Below are 20,550 nucleotides of genomic sequence, written 5' to 3'. Positions count from 1 at the left end.
TTCGCTCCGGGCTGACCAAAGCCCGAAAAGCAAATGAAACCGCCACGGCATGCCCTGCCGGGCGGTTTTCTTGAACGGCGGTCCTATACGTCAAACAGGACTTGTACGCAACACCCGAGGCCGTGCGACGCTCTGTCTTCTGTCAGGGGAGCGTAAACCACACCGGCAGCATGCCCGACTGCTGGGCGCCATCGATCAGTTCGAAGGCCGGCAGCGCGATCAGGAACACCAGGCCGTCGAGCAGCGTGGTCAACAGCAGCCGCGGCTTGAAGCTGCCCGTATCGCCCTCCTGGTAGAGGGAAAGCTTCGGGAAGAAGCGCGGTACCCGCGCCAGATAGGCCGCATACGGCGCGCCGAGCGCTTCCTTGAGGAACTTCTCCTCGCGCAGGATCACGATGTGGAAGGCCCCGGCGCAGAGCAGCGCAAAGAGAACAATGCCGGAGAACGAGCCGATCTGGGCGCCGACACCAGCCGCGGCCACGGTCGAGAATACGTAGAGCGGATTGCGGGTGATCGAATAAGGCCCGCCCGTCACCACTTCGGAGGATTTGCGCCCGCCTATATAGAGCGTCGCCCAAAGGCGTCCGACAATGCCGAGGAAAATCAAGAGCACGCCGAACATCTCGATCGATTCATGCACCGGCGTGTCCGGCGGGAAGGTCGACTGGCCAAACAGCAGTGCCAGAAACAGCACCACCACAAGCACGGCAAGCACCAGCCGGCGCATCTGCTGGTAGTTGCCCAGCCCGTATTTCACTTCATTGTCCAAGGGGGTATCCGATCGTCGAGGAGCCTATCGCAAATCGTCCAAAAGTGGCCCCGATTCTGGGAGGACGACATGCATAAAAACAAAGCCGGCGATCGCAGCTTTCGCCAAGAAACAGGCGTCCCGCCGATCGTCGGGACGCCCTGTAGCACAATTCAGGCGGATTTAGAGCGTGATGACGGCGCCTAACCTTATCGTGATCCAGGCAGGTTCCGCAAAATATCCGCCTAGCGCGGCGCCAGCACCATCATCATCTGGCGGCCTTCGAGCTTCGGTTCCGCCTCGACCTTGGCGATGGTCGCCACTTCTTCGCGGACCTTGTTGAGGAGCTGCATGCCGAGCTCCATATGCGCCATTTCGCGGCCACGGAAGCGCAGCGTCAGCTTGACCTTGTCGCCTTCCTCGAAGAAGCGGCGAACCGCCTTCATCTTGGTCTCGTAGTCATGGCTGTCGATGTTGGGGCGCATCTTGATCTCCTTGATCTCGATGACCTTCTGGTTCTTGCGCGCCTCGGCTGCCTTCTTCTGGTTGGCGTATTTCAACTTGCCGAGATCGAGAATTTTTACGACGGGCGGCACCGCATTGGGCGATATCTCGACGAGATCGAGCCCAGCCTCTTCGGCGAGCAGCAATGCGTCGTTTATGGAAACATCGCCGCGGTTCTGGCCTTCGGCGTCGATAAGCTGGACCCGGGGAACCCGGATGTCACGGTTGGAGCGCGGCCCATCCTTGGTCGGCGCCGCTGCTTTGAAAGGTCTGCGAATGGTCGTGGTCTCCTTGGCCGTTTCGTTCAGGATTTGTCAGTCTGATGCGTGGACGCGCCAATGTGGTGAGCGCGCGGGCGGAGTCAATAGCACAGCATTGACAGAAAATCACCCTGATCGCTGGCCTGCACCAAACAAAGAAACGGCGCGAGCACTTTTCGCCACGCCTGTGGCTGTGCCACAAGAACGCCGTGCCAAAAGAGGGGCCTGAGGAAAAAGCCATGACCGTCACGCCCCCGACCTTTCTCGATGTCCCTGTCTCTCCGGATGTTGGGGGATCGCGCATCGCGGTGCGCCATATGGCGGGTTCGACGCCCGGCATTGTCTGGCTGGGCGGCTACAAGTCGGACATGCTGGGCACGAAGGCGCAGACGCTGTCGGACTGGGCGGCAAGGGAAGGCCGCGCCTTCCTGCGCCATGACTATTCAGGACACGGCGAATCCGACGGCGCCTTTGCCGACGGCACGATTTCGAAATGGCTTTCGCAAAGCCTCGCCGTGTTCCGGCATTTCGCCAGCGGCAGCCAGATCCTGGTAGGCTCGTCCATGGGCGCCTGGATCGCGCTGCGCATGGTGCAGGAATTGCGCAAGGCGGGGGACGCATCCGTCGTCGGCCTGGTGCTGCTGGCGCCGGCGCCGGATTTTACCGCCGAGCTGGTCGAGCCGGTGCTGACCCCCGCGCAGAAGCACGACCTCGCCGAAAAGGGCTTCTTCGCCGAGCCGTCGGACTATTCCACGGAGCCCTATATCTACACGCGCGCGTTGATCGAGGATGGGCGCGACAACCTGGTCATGACGGGGCCTATCGACACCCATTGCCCGGTTCACATCCTGCAGGGCCTGGCCGATGCCGACGTTCCGTCGAGCCATGCGCTGAAGCTTGTCAGCCTGCTGCCGGCCGATGATGTCACGCTGTCGCTCATTCCCGACGGCGATCATCGCCTGTCGCGGCCGCTGGATCTCGACATGCTGGTGCGGGCGGTCGGCGACATGGCCGGGCGGGGCAGGTGAGAATGCGCCTTTCCATCCCGATCTCGGCCTTTGTCGCGGCCATCGTCGGCTTCGGCGGCACGCTGGCCATCGTCATTGCCGCCGCCCACGCGGTCGGCGCGACGCAAGTCCAGACGGCGAGTTGGGTGACGACCATTTGCCTGGCCATGGCGGTCGAGAGCCTGTGGCTGTCCTGGCGCACGAAGATGCCCGTCATCACCGCCTGGTCGACGCCGGGCCTGGCGCTGATGGCTGCCTCGACCGGCTTTTCGATCGGCGAGGCCGTCGCCGCCTTCATCGTCACCGCCATCCTGTTGATCGCCACCGGCCTGTTTCGGCCGTTGACGCAATTGATCTCCAGGATACCGCCCTCGGTCGCCTCAGGCATGCTGGCCGGCATCGTCGTCACCTTCGCCCTCAATGCGGTCAAGACCGTTCCCGCCGACCCCTGGCTGATCCTGCCGCTGATCGCGGCGTTCTTCATCATCCGCCTGTTCAACCCGGCGCTGTCGGTGTTGGCGGTGCTGATCGGCGGCGGTCTCGCCGCGTTTCTCACCGGCCGTGTCGGCGGCCTGCCGACACCCGAGCTGTCGACACTGACGCTGATTGCACCTGATTTCACCGCCAAGGCGATGATTGGCCTGGCGCTGCCGCTCTACCTCGTCACCATGGCGTCGCAGAACCTGTCCGGCCTCGCCGTGTTGCGCGCCGCCGGCTACCACCCGGAGCCCGGCCCGCTGATCGGCGTCACCGGCCTGTTTTCGCTGCTGTCGGCGCCGTTCGGCGGCTCGACCACCAATCTGGCGGCGATTTCGGCGGCAATCTGCACCGGGCCGGACGTTCATCCTGACCCCGCCGAGCGCTGGAAGACCGGGCCGTTCTATGCGCTCGCCTATCTCGTCTTCGCGATCTTCGGCGCCTCGCTGGTGGCCATCTTCGCTGTCCTGCCGCAGAGCCTGATCGTGCTGGTGGCCGGGCTTGCGTTGATGGCTTCGCTCGCCAACGCGCTGGCGATCGCGCTCAAGGACGAGGCCGACCGGATGGCCGCCACCGTCACTTTTGTCGTCACCGCCTCGGGGCTGACACTGTTCGGCGTCGGCGCCGCGTTCTGGGGGCTGATTGCCGGGTTGGGCGTGCTTTTCCTCGACATGCTCAAAAAGCGATAATCATTTCAGAAGCTTGTCCGGTTTTGGCGGACATTGTCTTGAATCGCCGTTTTTGTCTTCCCATTTCGATTCCACGCAGCCGGTCCTGGCTGTCTCCAACCGAAGGAATGGGAGAAAATGAACACATCTGCATTGATCCGCCCGGCCTGGACGCCGGCAACCATCGCGTTGATGGTGATCGGCTTCATGGTGTTCTGGCCGCTCGGCTTCGCCATGCTCGCCTACATCATCTGGGGCGACCGGCTCGACGGCTTCAAGCGTGACGTCAACCGCGCGACCGACGGCATCTTCGCCGGCTGCCGCCGTGGTTCCGACAAGGCCGCGCGCTGGGGCAACGGCTCCGCCCGCACCGGCAACGTCGCTTTCGACGACTGGCGCGAAAAGGAGCTTGAGCGCCTCGCCGAGGAACGCCGCAAGCTCGACGACATGCTGACCGAGTTCGACGACTATGCCCGCGAACTGCGTCGCGCCAAGGATCAGGACGAGTTCGACCGCTTCATGGCGAAGCGCAACAAGTCGACCGCTCCGGCGAAGACCGATCCGAGCACCGGCACGACCCCGGCCAAGCGTGGCAAGGGCTCGAACCTGCTTGACGACTGAGGCCGAGCGACAGGCCAAGGTATGAGAACGGCGTCGCGCGAGCGGCGCCGTTTCTTTTTTGTTCTAGTCGTTTTTCTCGAATCGCGTATCGTCCCGCCATGACCATCGGATTCTTTCGCAATCTGACGAAGCCCAAGCCCACGCCTGTCGTGGAGCGCGAATATTGCGTTGCCGGCCGCACGCTGCCGCTCAAGATCGTCGAGAGCGCGCGGGCGCGACGCCTGACGTTGCGCATCGATTCCGGCGGCCAGGGCCTGCGCATCACCGTGCCGCCAGGCCTGCGCCGCGGCGAGGTGGACCGGTTCCTCGAGCGTCACCAGGACTGGCTGGAGCAGCGGCTCGCAAAAGTGCCGACGCGGCCACAGGTGCGGCCGGGTATCAGGATCCCGATCCGGGGCGTGCCGCACCGTATCGTCCATGAGCCGTCGAAACGCGGCACCGTCACGGTATCGCGCGACGAGCGCGGGCCGCTGCTGATCGTGCATGGCGACCGGATACATCTGCCGCGCCGCATCGCCGATTTCCTCAAGCGCGAGGCCAAGAAGGAGATCGAGAAGCTGGTGGCCAGACACACCGAGGCGCTCGGCAAGCGCGCCAAGGCGATCCGTTACAAGGACACGTCCAGCCGCTGGGGCTCCTGCACCTCGGAAGGCAATCTCTCCTTCTCCTGGCGCATCATGATGGCGCCGCAGCCGGTCATAAACTACCTCGTGGCGCATGAGGTGGCGCATCTCAAGGAGATGAACCACGGCCCGAAATTCTGGAAACTGTGCGAAAAACTCTGCCCCGACACCGACCGCTGCAAGGACTGGCTGAAGCGCAACGGCGGCGCGTTGCAGGCGATCGTGTTCGAGTAGTCAATCGTCGTTGGCCGCATTGAGTTCATCCGGCCGCAGCCCCTCATCGCCATGATGCGGCCAGGGCAGGAAATTCCGGTCAAACGTATCGCCGCCGAAATACTCCAGCGCCCGATGCGCTTCGGCGCCGTTGAAGGCGGCCTTGTCCATCAGGTGCGCGATGACCTCGTGTGCCTGCGCTATCTTCTGCTTCAGTTCGGCAATGGTTGTGTCGGCCATGATCTTTCTCCCGCCCGGCATGCTGTCTATCCGTCCATCAATAGGTAGCGCCTTTGGCCCTGCCGGCAAACAGCATGCTTTTTCTCGACTCTGTCTCGATTTCATGCCAATTCCCGCGCCATGGCGCTCGACATCAAGATCTGCGGCTTGAAGACCGACCAGGCAATGGCCGCGGCGCTGGCCGGCGGTGCCAGCCATGTCGGCTTCATTTTCTTTGCCAAAAGCCCGCGCTATGTCGAGCCGGTGGAAGCCGGACGCCTGCGCGAAGCGGCACGTGGCAAGGCCTTGGCGGTTGCCGTCACGGTTGACGCCAGCGACGCCTTCCTGGACGAGATCGTCGAAAAAATGCAGCCCGACATGCTGCAACTGCACGGCTCGGAAACCCCCGAGCGTGTGGCCGAACTGAAAGCCCGCTACGGCCTGCCGGTGATGAAGGCGCTGCCGCTCAGTGAGGTCACCGACCTCGACCGGATCAAGCCTTTCATCGGCGTCGCCGACCGGCTCCTGTTCGATGCCAAGCCGCCAAAGGGTTCCGAACTGCCGGGCGGCAATGGCGTGGCCTTCGACTGGCGCATCCTCGGCGGCCTTGACGCCGGCGTCGATTACATGCTTTCCGGTGGGCTCAACGCCGCCAACATCGGCGATGCCCTTCGGCTTGCCAACCCGCCCGGAATAGACATTTCGTCGGGCGTGGAAAGCGCGCCGGGCGTCAAGGATCCGGCGCTGATCGAACAGTTTTTCCGGGCCGTCCGGGCAGCACGCGACGACCGCGCCGCCTGATCGGGCTTCTAATCAAGATTTAGGAGATCGGCGATGAACAAGCCGGCGACACCCAATTCCTTCCGTACCGGACCCGACGAACAGGGCATGTTCGGCATTTTCGGCGGCCGTTTCGTCGCCGAAACGCTTATGCCTTTGATCCTCGATCTTGAGCGGCACTGGAACGAGGTCAAGAACGATCCGGAGTTCAGGGCTGAGCTGACCGATCTTTCGACCCATTATGCCGGGCGGCCGTCGAAGCTTTATTTCGCCGAAGGCCTGACCAAGCATCTTCGTGAGGTTTCCGCGGCGAAGGGCCTCGGGGGCGGCGCCAAGGTCTATTTCAAGCGTGAGGACCTGAACCACACCGGTTCCCACAAGATCAACAATTGCCTCGGCCAGATCCTGCTGGCCAAGCGCATGGGCAAGAAGCGCATCATCGCCGAGACCGGTGCTGGCCAGCATGGCGTGGCGTCGGCCACCGTCGCCGCGCGCTTCGGCTTCCCTTGCGTGGTTTATATGGGCGCGACCGACGTTGCCCGGCAAAGCCCCAACGTCTTCCGCATGAAGCTGCTCGGCGCCGAAGTGCGGCCTGTCACCGCCGGCCACGGCACGCTGAAGGACGCCATGAACGAAGCGCTTCGCGATTGGGTCACCAATGTGGAGGACACCTATTATTTGATCGGCACCGCCGCCGGGCCGCATCCCTATCCGGAACTGGTGCGCGACTTCCAGTCGGTCATCGGCACCGAGGCGCGGGCGCAGATCCTCGAGCAGGAAGGCCGGCTGCCGGACACCATCATTGCCGCCGTCGGCGGCGGTTCGAACGCCATCGGCCTGTTCCATCCGTTCCTGGACGACAAGGAGGTGCGCATCATCGGCATCGAGGCCGGCGGGCGTGGCCTCGACGGCATCGAGCATTGCGCGTCGATGAACGCCGGTTCGCCCGGCGTGCTGCACGGCAACCGCACCTATCTCCTGCAGAATGCCGACGGCCAGATCATGGACGGCCATTCGATCTCGGCCGGTCTCGATTATCCCGGCGTCGGCCCGGAGCATTCCTGGCTGCGCGACTCCGGCCGTGTCGAATATGTGCCGATCCTCGACGACGAGGCGCTGGAAGCCTTCAAGCTGACGACGCGCGTCGAAGGCATCATCCCGGCGCTGGAATCCGCGCACGCCATCGCGCATGCGGTCAAGATCGTGCCCGCCATGGACAAGGACCAGATCGTCATCGTCAACCTGTCGGGCCGTGGCGACAAGGACGTGCACACGGTGGCCTCGATGCTGGGCATGGAGATCTGATCATGGTGACCCGCATCGACCGCCGCATGGCGAAGCTCAAATCCGAAGGCCGTCCGGCGCTCGTCACCTATTTCATGGGCGGCGACCCCGACTACGACACCTCGCTGTCGATCATGAAGGCGCTTCCCGGCGCCGGCTCCGACATCATCGAACTCGGCATGCCGTTTTCCGATCCGATGGCCGATGGTCCGGCGATCCAGGCGGCAGGCCTGCGCGCGCTGAAAGGCGGCCAGACGCTGGTCAAGACGCTGAAGATGGCGTCGGATTTCCGCGCCGGCGATAATGAAACTCCGATCGTGCTGATGGGCTATTACAACCCGATCTACATCTATGGCGTCGACCGCTTCCTGAAAGATGCGCTGGCCAGTGGCATCGATGGCCTGATCGTCGTCGACCTGCCGCCGGAAATGGACGAGGAACTCTGCATTCCGGCGCTCAAAGCCGGCATCAACTTCATCCGCCTGGCGACGCCGACCACTGACGACAAGCGTCTGCCCAAGGTGCTGCAGAACACGTCCGGCTTCGTCTATTACGTCTCCATGACCGGTATCACCGGCTCGGCGCTGGCCGACACCGGCAAGGTGGCGGCGGCGGTTAAGCGCATCAAGGGTCATACCGACCTGCCGGTCTGCGTCGGCTTCGGTGTCAAGACCGCCGAACAGGCGCGTGTCATCGGCGCCAATGCCGATGGCGTCGTCGTCGGTACGGCCATCGTCAATGCGGTCGCCAATGTGCTGGGGCCGAAGGGCGAAAAGACCGCGGACCCGGCCGAGGCCGTTGCCACGCTGGTCAGCGGCCTGGCGCAAGGCGTGCGCTCGGCCCGCCTTGCTGCTGCCGAATAGTCTTCCTACGTCTTTAGCCAACTCTTCGTCAGGACAGGAGCCGAAGCGATGAACTGGATCACCAATTACGTTCGCCCGAAGATCAATTCGATGCTCGGCCGGCGCACCGACATGCCCGAGAATCTCTGGATCAAGGATCCGGAGACCGGCGAGATGGTGTTCCACAAGGATCTGGAATCCAACCAGTTCGTCATCCCGTCTTCGGGCCATCACATGAAGATCTCGGCCAAGGAGCGGCTGAAGTACTTCCTCGACGACGGCAAATACGAACAGCTCGAAAACCCGAAGGTAGTGCAGGATCCGCTGAAGTTCCGCGATGAGAAGCGCTACACCGACCGGTTGAAGGACGCCAAGGCCAAGACCGGGCTGGAAGACGCGATCGTCAACGCGCTGGGCACCATCGAAGGCCTGCCGGTGGTGGTGACGGTGCAGGATTTCGCCTTCATGGGCGGTTCGCTCGGCATGGCCGCCGGCGACGCCATCGTGCACGCATTCGAGGTCGCCCTGCAGCGCAAGCGGCCGCTGATCCTGTTCGCCGCGTCCGGCGGCGCGCGAATGCAGGAAGGCATTTTGTCCCTCATGCAGCTGCCGCGCACAACGGTTGGCGTCGACCGGCTGAAGGAAGCCGGCCTGCCCTACATCGTCGTGCTGACCAACCCGACCACCGGCGGCGTCACCGCCTCCTATGCCATGCTGGGCGACGTGCACATCGCCGAGCCCGGCGCGCTGATCGGTTTTGCCGGCCCGCGTGTCATCGAGCAGACCATCCGGGAAAAGCTGCCGGACGGCTTCCAGCGCTCCGAATATCTGATGGAGCACGGCATGGTCGACATGGTGGTGTCGCGGCTTGAGCTGCGCCAGACCATCGCGCGGCTGTTGAAGATGCTGCTCAAGATGCCGGAAGAGCAAAAGCCGCTCGAGCCGGAAATCCTGCCGCCGGCGGTGGTTACGACCGAAGCCCGACCGCAAGCCTGAGGACGCGACGCTGTGCATGTCGCCCGAAAGTGGCCTCGGTTTCGGGAAAACGACATGCACGAAACACGACTTTGGTCGCCGCGACCGCGATTGCACGAGGGCGGTCGCGCGCTGTAGCCTTTTGATTGCCATGGCCATTCCGGATTGATTCTGGTGCTCGGGCCATGCGCCGGGATTTTGTCATGACAACGCTTGCCGCCGACCGCGAAATCGAAGCCCTGATGGCGCTTCACCCGAAAGGTTTCGACCTTTCGCTCGACCGTATCACGCGGCTTCTGGAGCGGCTGGGCAATCCGCAGGATCTGCTGCCGCCGGTCATCCACATCGCCGGCACCAACGGCAAGGGCTCCTGCGCCGCCTTTTCGCGCGCGCTGCTTGAAGCCGCCGGCCACCTTGTCCATGTCCACACCTCGCCGCATCTGGTGAGCTGGGCCGAGCGCTACAGGCTCGCCGCCGAGGGTGGTGGCAAACTGGTCGACGACGAGACCTTCGCCGAGGCCATTGCCCGTGTCGCCAAGGCCAATGACGGCCAGAAGATCACCGTCTTCGAGATACTCACCGCTGTCACCTTCATCCTGTTTTCCGAACATCCGGCCGAAGCCGCCATCATCGAGGTCGGCCTCGGCGGACGCTTCGACGCCACCAATGTCGTCGCCAGGCCCGCCGTGTCGGTGATCATGCCGGTGTCGATGGACCACGAAGCCTATCTCGGCGACCGGGTCGAGCTGATCGCGGCTGAAAAGGCCGGCATCATGAAGCGTGGCTGCCCGGTGGTGATCGGCGCGCAGGAAAGCGAGACGGCGCTGCAGGTGCTGATCGAGACCGCCGAGCGGCTGGAGTGCCCGACTTTCGTCTACGGCCAGGATTTCCTCGCCTTCGAGGAGAACGGCCGCATGGTCTACCAGGACGAGGACGGTCTGATGGACCTGCCGCCGCCGCGTCTGCCGGGGCGCCACCAATTCGCCAATGCGGCGGCGGCGATTGCCGCCGTCAAGGCGGCCGGCTTCGAGATCAGCCACCGCGCCGCCGAGAAGGCGATGACCAGTGTCGCCTGGCCCGGCCGCATGCAGAAACTGGTGCAGGGCCGGCTGGCGGAGCTGGCGCCGAAGGGTGCCGACATCTGGCTCGATGGCGGCCACAATCCCGGCGCCGGCTTGGTCGTTGCCGAAGCTCTGGCCGAGCAGGAGGAAAAGAACCCGCGCCCGCTCTTCCTCATTTCGGGCATGATCAACACCAAGGACCAGAGCGGCTATTTCCGCGCCTTCAAGGGCCTCGTCCGGCATGTCTACACCGTGCCGGTGAGCATGAGCGACGCCGGCGTGCCCAACGACGAACTGGCGATACGCGCCGCCGAAGCCGGGCTGAGCGCCGAGCCGGTCAGCTCCGTCGCCAGTGCGCTGATGCTGCTGCGCGACACCTGGGACGGCCCGGCGCCCCGCATCCTGATCGGCGGTTCGCTCTATCTGGCTGGGGCAGTACTGGCCGAGAACGGCACGCCGCCGACGTGATGCCGTTCATCGCTTAGTCAATGCGGCCGCTTACTTCAGCTCGATCTCGATGAAAGCATATTCGCCGTCATTGGCGCTGATGACGTCGTGTTCGACGCCTTCCTTGCGGAAATAGGGAGCGCCTTTCTTCATCTCGGCGATGGTTTCGCCGTCCTTGGTCTTGAGCTTCAGCTTGCCGTCCATCAGCGGCACCACGACATAATCGTGGCCGTGGCGATGCCAGCCGGTGTTGTCACCCGGCTGGAAGCGGTATTCGGTGACGATGACGCGCTCATTGTCGATGAAGACGGTGGCCTTGGCGGATCCGGTCATGTCGCTCTCCTTGTTTCTGCTGCCAACAGAAGACATGGCGTGCCCTGATGTGAGGGCCAGAGCGGGTTGGCCGATGGCGCCAACAAAAAGCCCGGCGTGACGGCCGGGCTTTTGCTATCGGGGATTTCAAAGCAATTCCAAGAAAAGCGTGAAGCGGTTTTCTGTCCGGAATTGCGTCTAAACAGATGGATCAGAGGCTGCCATTGATCCAGTGCGACAGCGCGGTCTTCGGAGCGGCACCAACCTTCATGTCGGCCACTTCACCGCCCTTGAAGATCATCAGCGTCGGGATCGAGCGCACACCGAACTGCGCGGCAAGCTCGGGGTTCTCGTCGATGTTGAGCTTGGCGATCTTGACCTTGCCGCCGAGCTCGGTGGCGATCTCTTCCAGCGACGGGCCGATCATCTTGCACGGGCCGCACCATTCAGCCCAGAAATCCACCACGACCGGCTCCTTGGCGTTGAGCACGTCGGCCTGGAAATTGTTCTTGTCGACCTTGACGGTGGCACCCATGCGGAAAATTCCTTTCGAGAGTTTTTTGTCCCACCAAATGTGGTGGTTGTCGCGCCCTTCTTCAAGCAGGTCTTGTGTCACGCTCCCGTGAGTCGGGCAAGGGCGTCATCCATGGCCTGGGCCGGCAGTTCGATCAGCCTTGGCGCTTCTGTGAACAAGAGAGCCGCCTTCACTTCGCGACCGGGATAAAGCGGCTTGAGCAGCGCGCGATAAAGCGCCAACTGCAAAAGATAGGCCGGCGGGACTTCAGCCAGCGACGCAGGCGCCGGCCGGTTGGTCTTGTAGTCGACGATAGAAACCGTGTCGGCGGTCACCGCCAACCGGTCGATCTTGCCGGAAATGGAACGCTTTTTCCCCCTCACATCCAGCTTGCCCATGATCGCCACCTCGGCGCGGGAAGATGGCGCGAACAGTTGGCCGAGGCGTGGATCGTCGAGGATGGCAATGACCGACGCAAGCGCCTTGTCCCGCTCGGACGGCGGCCACGCGGCACCCGTTCGCGCGAGATAACGCTCGGCCGCGCCCTGGCGCTCACCCTCGGCAATGCCGGGCAACATCTGCAGCAACTTGTGCAAAGCGAGCCCGCGCAGCACGGCAAAGCCCGGTTCGGCATCGGCGTCCAGCACCGGCGAAGCCCTGTCGACCACCGCTTCCTTGCCTTCGTCGATCAGCGCCGAGGCGCCGGATGGCGACAGCGGCCGCGGCAGATCCTCGAAGGGTGGCAAAGGCCGGAACAAGGTCGCCGGCAACGGCCCGAAAGCATCGGCCTGCCGCGCTTGTTCACTGGCGCCCGCCGCGACGGGCGGCAGATTGGTCACGTGGAAACGATGCACCGCGTCGCCGCCGGCGGGATGTGGACGCCGTTCGCTCTCGGGCGCACCGATCAAGGCGCGGCTCACGATCGAATGCCAGGTGCCGGCATTCGGCGCCCGCTTGCCATGGTAACCGCAGACGATCAGCCGATCCTCGGCACGGGTCATGCCGACATAGAGCAAGCGGCGGTATTCGTCGTCGGCGAGTTCCCGCGCCCGCACCGCCGCGGCCCTGGAAAAGCCGTTGGCGACATCGCTGGCCGAGCGCCAGAGATAGCCCTTGCCGTCCCAGTATGTGCCCGAGCCCTTGAAAGGCATCAGGCGCGGCAGATGCTGGTCGCTGAACGGGGCGGAGCCGCCATCGACCAGGAACACGACCGGCGCCTCCAAACCCTTGGCCGCGTGCACGGTCATGACGCGGACCTCGTCACGGGTCTGGTCCATCTCGCGCTTGATCTCGGGACCGGCATTTTCCAGCGTCGACAGGAAGGCCTCCAGCCCGGGCAGGCCGGTCCGCTCCTCGGCAAGGCAGAAGCTCAGGAATTCGTCGAGAATATCGCCGGCCTCCGGCCCGAGCCGCGCGATCATCTTCCGGCGCACGCCATCGCGCGCGAGCAGGCCGGCATAGAATTCGAACACCGGCTTGAAGGCGGCCTCGTCAGCCCAGACGTCGAGTTGCGCGACAACCTTCGCCAGGCGCCCGTTTTCTTCGGCATACTGGCGCAGCGATGTGGCCAGCGACAAGCCGGGCGCCCTCTGCGCGGCGAGTGTGAACAGCGTCTCCTCCGGCAAGTCGAAGATCGGGCTGCGCAGCACGGCGGCGAGCGACAGATCGTCCTGCGGCTGGATCAGCAGATGGCCGAGCGCGATCAGGTCCTTGACCGCGATATGGCCGGGCAGGCTCAGCCGGTCGGCGCCGGCGACCGGAATGTCGCGGCGTTTCAAGGCGCGGGTCAGCGCATGGACAAAGCTGTCGCGCTTGCGCACCAGCACCAGCACGTCGCCGGGCCGCAGCCGCTTGCCGCGGCCCTCGATGATTTCGCCCTTGCCGATCCAACCGGCAATGGTGGCTGCCACATTCTCGGCGACGCGCACCGCCGGCGCGTGGGCATGGTCGATCGCCTGCGTCCAATCGTCGGGCTCATCGACGGCTTCAGTGCCGAGCGACGGCCAGACCTCGACATAGCCCGGCGCATCGGTGCGGATCGCCTTGTGGCTCAGCGGATCGGGATCGTGGCTGATGCCGCGCCGCACGACAGGATCAGCAAAGACGCGGTCGACGGCGGCCAGTACGTCGTCGGTCGAGCGGAACGACCATGTCAGCTTGAGGTCGGCGAACGACGCCTCGGCATCGCGCACCCTGCCGGCGAACAGCAGCCGGCTGTCGGCGAAGGAGTCGGGCGCGGCGCCCTGGAAGGAATAGATCGACTGCTTTTCGTCACCGACGGCAAAGACCGTGCGGTGGACCCTGTCGCGCGCGCCGAGCCCGGCGAAAAATTCCTCCGCCAGCCGTTTCACCACCTCCCATTGATCCGGGCTGGTGTCCTGCGCTTCATCGAGCAGGATGTGGTCGATGCCCTGGTCGAGCTTGTATTGCACCCATGGGCCGGCATCGGGCCGTGCCAGCAGGTTGACCGTGCGGGTGATCAGATCGTTGAAGTCGAGAAAGCCGCGACTGCGCTTCACCACCTCGTAGCGGGCGATCAGCCAGTCGGCGATGGTCAGCGCCGCACGCGTGCCTTCCAGCATCCGGAACAGCGCCAGCCGGTCGACGGTTTCGATGATGGCGTTCGCGGCCGAGAGGTAGCGCTCGGCCAGATCCGGCAGGCGGTCGGTCAGAGCCTTCTTGAAGGCCTTTGCCGGATCATAGGGATCGCCATCGGTCTTGAGGAATGCTCTGGCGAGCAATTGCAGGCGGTGAATGGAATCGCTCTCTGCGAAGGCCTGACGCGCATAGGGCAGGATGTTGTTCAGCACCGATCTGGCATCGGTGGATTCGGCGGCCTGGGCAAAGCCGGCGAAATAATCCGGCAGGAAGCCCGGCAGTGGCCACACCGATGCGGCCAGGCCCTCGGCGGTCTGGCCCGGGCGGAAATGGAATTCGTCGAACAAAGGTTGGAAGCCGTCATGCCCGACCGCATCGAGGAAATCGCGCAAGCCATCGCGCTTGCGCACGATCTCGCCGAGCAACGCATCGAGACCGGCTTCACCGCCGCGCTCCAGAACAGTGGCGAAGGCCTCGGTCAAATCCGCGTCGCCGGCGGCTGAAATCATTTCGCGGCGCGCAGCGGCGAAAAGCGACGCCTCCATCTGGCTGTCGAGCATCTCGAAATGGGCGGGAATGTTGGCTTCCAGCGGGAACTGGTGGAGCACGGATTCGCAGAAGGCGTGGATGGTCTGGATCTTCAGCCCGCCCGGCGTCTCCAGCGCCTCGGCGAACAGGCGACGGGCGCGCCGCATGGTATCGCGGTCCGGCCGGCGCCCTTCCAGGGCTTCGATCTTCACGGCCAGCTCGGCATCACCGAGCACGGTCCAGTCCGACAGCGTGGAAAAAACCCGGTTCGACATGTTGGCGGCGGCGGCGCGCGTATAGGTCAGGCACAGGATCTTCGACGGGTCGGTGCCGTTGAGCAGCAACCGGATGACGCGCTGGGCCAGCACATGGGTCTTGCCTGAGCCGGCATTGGCAGACACCCAGGCGGAATTCATGGGATCGGCGGCGCGGGCCTGGCTGGTCGCGGTGTCGCTCGGGATGGGATAGGCCTTCTTCATGCCTCACCTCCCTCGTCGCCGGCATCGCCGCCGGCCGACCATTCGAGCACGCGGGCGAGATGATCGTAGTCGCCGTCGGTCTCGCCTTCACGAAACGGCAGTGCGCGCGACAGGTATCCGGTTTGCGGATCGGCGTAGTGGACCAGCAGCTTTTCCAGCCGTGCCCAGGCTTCCTCGGCGAGATCGGCCGCGGTTCGCGGCTGGCGGTTGTGTTCGAGGATGGACTCCTCGAACACCTCGCCATTCGGCTTCAGCCTGATGAAGGCCAGTTGCGACGGTTCACGCGCGCCCAGATCCTTGAAGGCGCCGCGCCTAAGAAGAGCGCCCTCCAGCGCCAGTTGCGGCGCCAGCAGCGTGTGCGCCTGCGCCTTGGAGGGCGAGGAGCCTGTCTTGTAGTCCAGAATATCGGCCATCCCGCCGGCCAGCAGGTCGACGCGGTCGGCGTAGCCGGACAGCGTCACGCCGGACTGGCCGACGACGGTCTTTCCCGCCCTCTCTTCCGCATGTCGTTGGACCACCGCATCGGCGCGTGTGCGCTCCCATTCGATGATGTTGGCGGCGAGCTTCTCGAAGCGCGGCCACCACACCGCCTCGACATCAGCTGGAAGGGCAGCCTCGGCAAAGCAGGCGCGGCCGGCGGCAATGAGGCCGGCCAGCGCCTCGGGCGCGCGCGGATCGGCCACCTTGGACGAGAACAGATGCAGGATGGCATGGAACAGCGTGCCGCGCTCGGCCGCGCCGGGGTCGCGGATCACAGGATCGAGCGGCATCAGGCCGAGGATCCGTCTTGCGTAGACGGCGTAGGGATCGCGGCGCAACGTCTCGATCTCGGTGACCGAGAAATGCGTCGGGCGCACCTGCAGCGGCGGCTTCGGTTGCGGCCGCGGCGCGAAATCCTGCTTCGGTCCGGTATCGAGAGCACGAGCCCAGGCGAGCAGCTCGTCGCCGCGCCCGCGCAGGGTTGCCGCCTGCTCGTTGCCGATGAAGGTGAGCAGCCGCTGCAGCCAGCGCGATGGCACGGCGGGTGCGTCGCCGGAACGCGCCGAGCGGGCCAGCAGAACCTTCTTCGCACCCATGGCCATCTGGAAATCATGCGCGGCAAGGCCGATGCGCCGTTCCGGCGGTTCGAGATCGATACCGGTCTTCATCAGCCGCGACATGAAGCGGTCGCTCTCCGGCTTGCGCGGCCAGACGCCTTCGTTGAGCCCGCCAATGACCAGCGTGTCCACGTCCTGCAGCCGCGCTTCCAGCGCGCCCCAGATGGCGATGTTCCGGTCGGTGCCTTGCGCCGGCTTGACCGTTTCGGGCGCGATCAGCGCGTCCATCACATCGGGCCATTCGCTCGCCGCGAACGACAGCGGCGCCGAAGCGGCGACCAGCCCGCGCAGCAGTTCGGCAAGCTTTTCTCCGGCGTCACCGGCATAGAGGTCGGCAAGGCCGCCGTCGGCGGCGCGGCCGAGATTTTCCAGGGCCACAACGCTGGCTTTGACCAAGGCGGCAAGATCGGCATCCGCCTGGCCGCGAAAGGCCATCAGCGGAGCCAGGGCTTGCTTCAGACCTTCGAGCAAATTCCGTGCGCTTTCGATGGCGCGCACGGTCAGACGGGAAAACCAGAAGGGTGGCCGGCTGTCATCGCCGAGCCCAATGAGGCGGGTTTCGAACAGTTCCGGCAGTGATGCGATGTTGGGACGGCCGGTGCCGCCGCGCAACGCCACCAGTTCGACCAGTTCCGCCGCATGGCGCACGTCAGCGCGTTCGAGACCGAGGCCGAGCAGCGGATGCTTGAGCAGTGACAAGAGGCCGACCGGATCGCCCGGCCGGAACACCGCCTCGAGCGCCAGCCTGAGCAGGCTGGCCGCCGGACTGTTGGCGAGCGGCGTGCCGCCGGAATCATCGGCGACAACGCCGAAGCGCTTGAGTTCGACCGAGACGCGCCGCGCCAGCGCGCGATCGCCGGTGACGAGGGCAGCTCTTTGGCCCGGCTCCTCTACCGCCTGCTTCAGGGCAACCGCGATGGCGACGGCTTCGTCGCGCTCGCTGGCTGCTTCAAGCAGGGTCACGCCGGCGAAGGCACCTGCAATATCGGGTGCCGAAAAACCATTGCGCGTTTCGGCCCACAATTCGGTGGTCTCGGCTGGCCGCAGTGCTTCGCCGACAAGCGCGGCGCGAAGCGCGAGGTGCGGTTCGGCGGCGCTGACTTCCTCGACATCCGAGCGCAGCACGCCGATCTTGCCGATCAGCCTGGCGAGGCCGTATTGCGGGTGGCCAAGCACCGCTGGCCGCGCTCCGGGAGCGATGAGCGCCTGGAAGGATGCCTCGTCCAGCGTGCGGTCGAGCCCGGGCAGCACGATGGCCCCGCCGGGCAGGCGGGCGATCGCGGCAAGCAGCTCCGCCGTGGCCGGTATCGAGCCGGTCGATCCCGCTGCGATGACCGGTCCAGCCGGCGGATTGCGCCGCAGCCGCGCCGCCTCGGAGCGGATCAGCGCGCTGCGATGCGCGGCCGGATTGGAGCGGTCGCTTTCACTGAGGAATTTCGGCCAGGCATCGGTGACGATGCCGAGGAATTCGAGCGTTACCTGCCACCAGCCGGCGAGGTTGCCGGTCACCAGGCCTTCAAGCTTTGCCCAGTCGGTGCCTTCCGTCTCGATCTCGTCCATCAGCGCCGCGAGGTCGCGCGCCAGCCAGATCGCGTCTGCGGTGGACGCGGGAATGACGATCTCCTCCGCGAAAAGCTTCGCCACATGCTCCGGCAGCCGGCGCTTCCAGGCGCGCACCAGCGGCGTCAGCAGCAACAGTCGTTCGATTGCCGAGATCGGTGGCGCGAGATCGATCGCCGCCGATGGCTCGGCATCGAACGCCGCTTCGTCCTCGTCGAACTCGCCGAGCGGACGGATGACCGGCAGGATCGCCGAACCGCCGCCGCCGCGCGCCGCGAGACTGTCGACGAAGACACCGCGCAAGGCGCGCGCGGCACGGCGCGTCGGCACATAGATGGTGACATCGGCCAGAGCGAGCGGATCGCCGTCGAAGCGAAATCCGGGAACCAGTCGACCGGCAAGCAGCGCCTCGGCCAGCGTCGGCAGAAACGGCGCTCCGGGGGGGATGGAGAAAACGCGGCCTGTGCCGCTCATTGCGACTCGGTCAGCGCGCCGGCGACTGCCGCTTCAGCGAGCGCAATGGCATCGGGCGTGCCGACAGTGATCCAGTGGCCGTGCATCGGCATGCCGAACAGGCGGCCGGCGGCGATGGCTTTGTCGAAATAGGCGTTGAGCGAATGCGGTTCGGCGGATGCGTCCGCGAACAGGCGCGGATGGACGATCGCCGCGCCGGCATAGATCAGGCCTGCCGGATCGCCTTTTGAACGCCGCAAGGTGCCGTCCGGCGCCACCAGGAAGTCGGTTGAGCCGCAGTGTCCGGTCGCTTGATGGAGATCCGCCAGCATCAGCAGAATATCCATTTTCGCGGCGTTCCATGCAAGGGCGAGGCGGCCGAGATTGAGTGGGCCGTGGTCGATCCAGAACGTGTCGGCGTTGAGGATGTAGAAGGGTTGTTCGCCCAGTTCCGGCAGCGCCTTGACGATGCCGCCGGCCGAATCGAGCAGCCGGTCGCTCTCGTCGGAAATGATGATGCGGGGCACATGGCGCGTCGCGACATGGGCAACGATCTGTTCGGGAAGATAGTGGACGTTGACGACGGCCTTGGCGACGCCGGCGGCGGCGAGGCTGTCGAGACCCCAGTCGAGCAAGGTCTTGCCGGCGATCCTGACCAGCGGCTTGGGGATGGTGTCGGTGATCGGCCGCATGCGCTTGCCGAGCCCGGCGGCGAGTACGATTGCAGTTTGGGGCACGATGGCCGTGTCCGGTCTTGCTGTCACAGCGCTCGTTCCTCCAGCAGCCCGTGCGTGCCGTAGAAATCCTTCAGGCTGGCGAGCGCCGGATGGGACAGCGCCCGGCGCAGATAGTCGCGGATGCGCGGCAGGTGTCTGAGATAATAGGGTTTGCCGTCGCGCTTTTCGAGACGCACGAAAATGCCGAGGATCTTCGAATTGCGCTGCGCGGCCATGATTGCATAGGCCTCCAGGAAACTCGCTTCGTTGAAAGCCCCTGCTGCATGTCGCGCCGCGACATAGGCATCAAGTGTCTGCTTTTCGATCGCGGGCGACAGGGTGACACGGGCATCCATGGCAAGCGAGGCGACGTCATAGGCCGACGGGCCGATAAGCGCGTCCTGGAAGTCCACGATGCCCAGCCGGTCATGCCCGGAGCGGTCGCCGCGCCAGATGATGTTGGGCGAATGGAAGTCGCGCAGCATCAGCGTGTATTCGCTTGCCTGCAGCCGGTCGAAAAGCGCGTTCCATTGCCTGGCGTAGCCCGTGCGCAGATCTTGGCTGGCCGGGCCACCCGATATGGCCGGCACATACCAGTCGACCAAAAGATCGGCTTCGATCATCATCGCATCGCGGTCGAAAGGTGGCACCTCGTGGAAGCTGCCCGGTCCGGCCTCCAGGCGCCGCGGCCAGGTCTTGCCATGCATCATGGCCAGCAGTTCGGCCGCCGCCGCATAACGTTCGGCCACCGGCTCGCCGTCCTTGCCTAGAAACCCTTCGGAACCGAGATGCTCGAGCAGCAGAAACCCCTGGTCCTGGTCCTCGGCATGGATTTGCGGAACGCTGACGCCGCCGGCCTTCAAGGCGCGGTCGATGGCGACGAAGGCCGAGACCGACCGGGCGGTGTGCGCGATCACGGCATAGGGCTTGCCGTCGCGCACCGGCGGGCCGAGCACCAGCCGTGGCGAGTTCATCAGCACGCGAGGCTCCTGGCCTGCAAGTGTCACGATCTCATAGGAACGGGCCGAGGCATCGCCGATGAAATGGCGGCGCCGCGCTGTCCCCCAGCCGGCGCTGTCGAGAAAATCGCGCATGGCCAGGGACCGCGCCGCCCGCTCGAAGGCCGCGCCTTGCCCCGACAGCCGCGCCAGCCGCCCTTCGCCATGCTGGACGAGTTCGATCGACAGCGCTGTCTTCGGCAGATAGCCCTCCGCCCGCTCGGGCCATTCGACCAGGGCTGCCCCTTGCGTCAGCGCTTCATCGAAGCCGAGTTCGTCGAGCTCGCTCGCCGACGCCAGGCGGTAGAGGTCGAAATGATGCACCGGAATGCGCGTGTCGTAGCTCTGCACCAAAGTGAAGGTCGGGCTCGGCACGTCGAGGCCGGCATCGTCCGCAAGCGTTCGGATCAGAGCCCGCGCAAGTGTCGACTTGCCGGCGCCGAGATCGCCTTTGAGCGCCAGCACATCGCCGGCACGCAGCGCCAGCGCCAGATCCTCGCCCAGCCGCGCGGTCTGTGTCTCATCAGGGAGCAAACGCTCCAGCACAAGCCCCGTCATCGAGCGCG

The 20,550-nt window shown here is 65.0% G+C and carries 18 protein-coding genes; 9 read left to right on the top strand and 9 right to left on the bottom strand.

What is annotated here, in order from left to right:
* Window positions 1-142: 142 nt before the first annotated feature.
* Together AC07UC_RS02215 and infC are read right to left on the bottom strand one after the other, a co-directional pair.
* Window positions 143-769, bottom strand: a complete 627-nt coding sequence (locus tag AC07UC_RS02215) for a methyltransferase family protein (protein WP_140770291.1) — start codon at window positions 767-769, stop codon at window positions 143-145.
* A 224-nt stretch (window positions 770-993) separates the two neighbouring features.
* The gene (gene infC, locus AC07UC_RS02210; RefSeq protein ID WP_010912915.1) at window positions 994-1,530 is read right to left on the bottom strand and encodes a translation initiation factor IF-3; all 537 of its coding nucleotides are present in this window, start codon (window positions 1,528-1,530) and stop codon (window positions 994-996) included.
* A gap of 221 nt (window positions 1,531-1,751) precedes the next feature.
* On the opposite strand from infC, the gene AC07UC_RS02205 reads away from it, so the two are divergent.
* The 4 genes from AC07UC_RS02205 to AC07UC_RS02190 all read left to right on the top strand — a co-directional run bounded on the left by AC07UC_RS02205 (window position 1,752) and on the right by AC07UC_RS02190 (window position 5,142).
* The gene (locus AC07UC_RS02205) at window positions 1,752-2,540 is read left to right on the top strand and encodes an alpha/beta hydrolase (protein WP_494903774.1); all 789 of its coding nucleotides are present in this window, start codon (window positions 1,752-1,754) and stop codon (window positions 2,538-2,540) included.
* A 2-nt stretch (window positions 2,541-2,542) separates the two neighbouring features.
* Complete coding sequence (locus tag AC07UC_RS02200; protein WP_140770287.1) at window positions 2,543-3,685, top strand: benzoate/H(+) symporter BenE family transporter; 1,143 nt, start codon at window positions 2,543-2,545, stop codon at window positions 3,683-3,685.
* Window positions 3,686-3,802: 117 nt separating this feature from the next.
* The gene (locus AC07UC_RS02195; protein WP_140770285.1) at window positions 3,803-4,285 is read left to right on the top strand and encodes a DUF2852 domain-containing protein; all 483 of its coding nucleotides are present in this window, start codon (window positions 3,803-3,805) and stop codon (window positions 4,283-4,285) included.
* 98 nt (window positions 4,286-4,383) lie between these two features.
* Window positions 4,384-5,142: a M48 family metallopeptidase gene (locus AC07UC_RS02190; protein ID WP_140770283.1), complete on the top strand. Its 759-nt coding sequence runs from the start codon at window positions 4,384-4,386 to the stop codon at window positions 5,140-5,142.
* On the opposite strand, the gene AC07UC_RS02185 is transcribed toward AC07UC_RS02190, so the two are convergent.
* Window positions 5,143-5,361, bottom strand: a complete 219-nt coding sequence (locus tag AC07UC_RS02185; protein WP_140770281.1) for a hypothetical protein — start codon at window positions 5,359-5,361, stop codon at window positions 5,143-5,145.
* Between the two features lie 120 nt (window positions 5,362-5,481).
* Here AC07UC_RS02185 and AC07UC_RS02180 point away from each other — a divergent pair, with 120 nt between their 5' ends.
* The 5 genes from AC07UC_RS02180 to AC07UC_RS02160 all read left to right on the top strand — a co-directional run bounded on the left by AC07UC_RS02180 (window position 5,482) and on the right by AC07UC_RS02160 (window position 10,750).
* On the top strand, window positions 5,482-6,141 hold the full coding sequence (locus AC07UC_RS02180; protein WP_494903771.1) for a phosphoribosylanthranilate isomerase: 660 nt from the start codon (window positions 5,482-5,484) through the stop codon (window positions 6,139-6,141).
* Window positions 6,142-6,174: 33 nt separating this feature from the next.
* Entirely contained in the window at window positions 6,175-7,425 is a 1,251-nt protein-coding gene (trpB, locus tag AC07UC_RS02175; RefSeq protein WP_202324923.1) for a tryptophan synthase subunit beta, read from the top strand.
* Window positions 7,426-7,427: 2 nt separating this feature from the next.
* Window positions 7,428-8,267, top strand: coding sequence for a tryptophan synthase subunit alpha (gene trpA / locus AC07UC_RS02170; RefSeq protein ID WP_140770275.1), 840 nt, complete (start codon window positions 7,428-7,430; stop codon window positions 8,265-8,267).
* Between the two features lie 48 nt (window positions 8,268-8,315).
* Complete coding sequence (gene accD, locus AC07UC_RS02165; protein WP_202324922.1) at window positions 8,316-9,242, top strand: acetyl-CoA carboxylase, carboxyltransferase subunit beta; 927 nt, start codon at window positions 8,316-8,318, stop codon at window positions 9,240-9,242.
* 182 nt (window positions 9,243-9,424) lie between these two features.
* Complete coding sequence (locus AC07UC_RS02160; protein WP_494903768.1) at window positions 9,425-10,750, top strand: bifunctional folylpolyglutamate synthase/dihydrofolate synthase; 1,326 nt, start codon at window positions 9,425-9,427, stop codon at window positions 10,748-10,750.
* Window positions 10,751-10,780: 30 nt separating this feature from the next.
* On the opposite strand, the gene AC07UC_RS02155 is transcribed toward AC07UC_RS02160, so the two are convergent.
* The 6 genes from AC07UC_RS02155 to tsaE all read right to left on the bottom strand — a co-directional run bounded on the left by AC07UC_RS02155 (window position 10,781) and on the right by tsaE (window position 20,542).
* On the bottom strand, window positions 10,781-11,062 hold the full coding sequence (locus AC07UC_RS02155; protein ID WP_494903766.1) for a cupin domain-containing protein: 282 nt from the start codon (window positions 11,060-11,062) through the stop codon (window positions 10,781-10,783).
* A 190-nt stretch (window positions 11,063-11,252) separates the two neighbouring features.
* Window positions 11,253-11,576, bottom strand: coding sequence for a thioredoxin (gene trxA, locus AC07UC_RS02150; RefSeq protein WP_140770268.1), 324 nt, complete (start codon window positions 11,574-11,576; stop codon window positions 11,253-11,255).
* 77 nt (window positions 11,577-11,653) lie between these two features.
* Window positions 11,654-15,160, bottom strand: a complete 3,507-nt coding sequence (addA, locus tag AC07UC_RS02145; protein ID WP_494903764.1) for a double-strand break repair helicase AddA — start codon at window positions 15,158-15,160, stop codon at window positions 11,654-11,656.
* Complete coding sequence (gene addB, locus AC07UC_RS02140; protein ID WP_494903762.1) at window positions 15,157-18,291, bottom strand: double-strand break repair protein AddB; 3,135 nt, start codon at window positions 18,289-18,291, stop codon at window positions 15,157-15,159. Before addB ends, addA begins: the two co-directional genes overlap by 4 nt.
* A complete protein-coding gene (locus tag AC07UC_RS02135) occupies window positions 18,288-19,034 on the bottom strand; it encodes a nucleotidyltransferase family protein (RefSeq protein ID WP_494903760.1) in 747 nt (248 codons plus the stop codon). Before AC07UC_RS02135 ends, addB begins: the two co-directional genes overlap by 4 nt.
* On the bottom strand, window positions 19,031-20,542 hold the full coding sequence (gene tsaE / locus AC07UC_RS02130) for a tRNA (adenosine(37)-N6)-threonylcarbamoyltransferase complex ATPase subunit type 1 TsaE (protein ID WP_494903758.1): 1,512 nt from the start codon (window positions 20,540-20,542) through the stop codon (window positions 19,031-19,033). The genes AC07UC_RS02135 and tsaE overlap by 4 nt, the downstream gene beginning before the upstream one ends.
* Window positions 20,543-20,550: the final 8 nt, after the last annotated feature.

This window comes from Mesorhizobium sp. GW821-FHT04C10, assembly GCF_059420305.1.
This window is presented reverse-complemented; position numbering and strand designations above follow the sequence as displayed.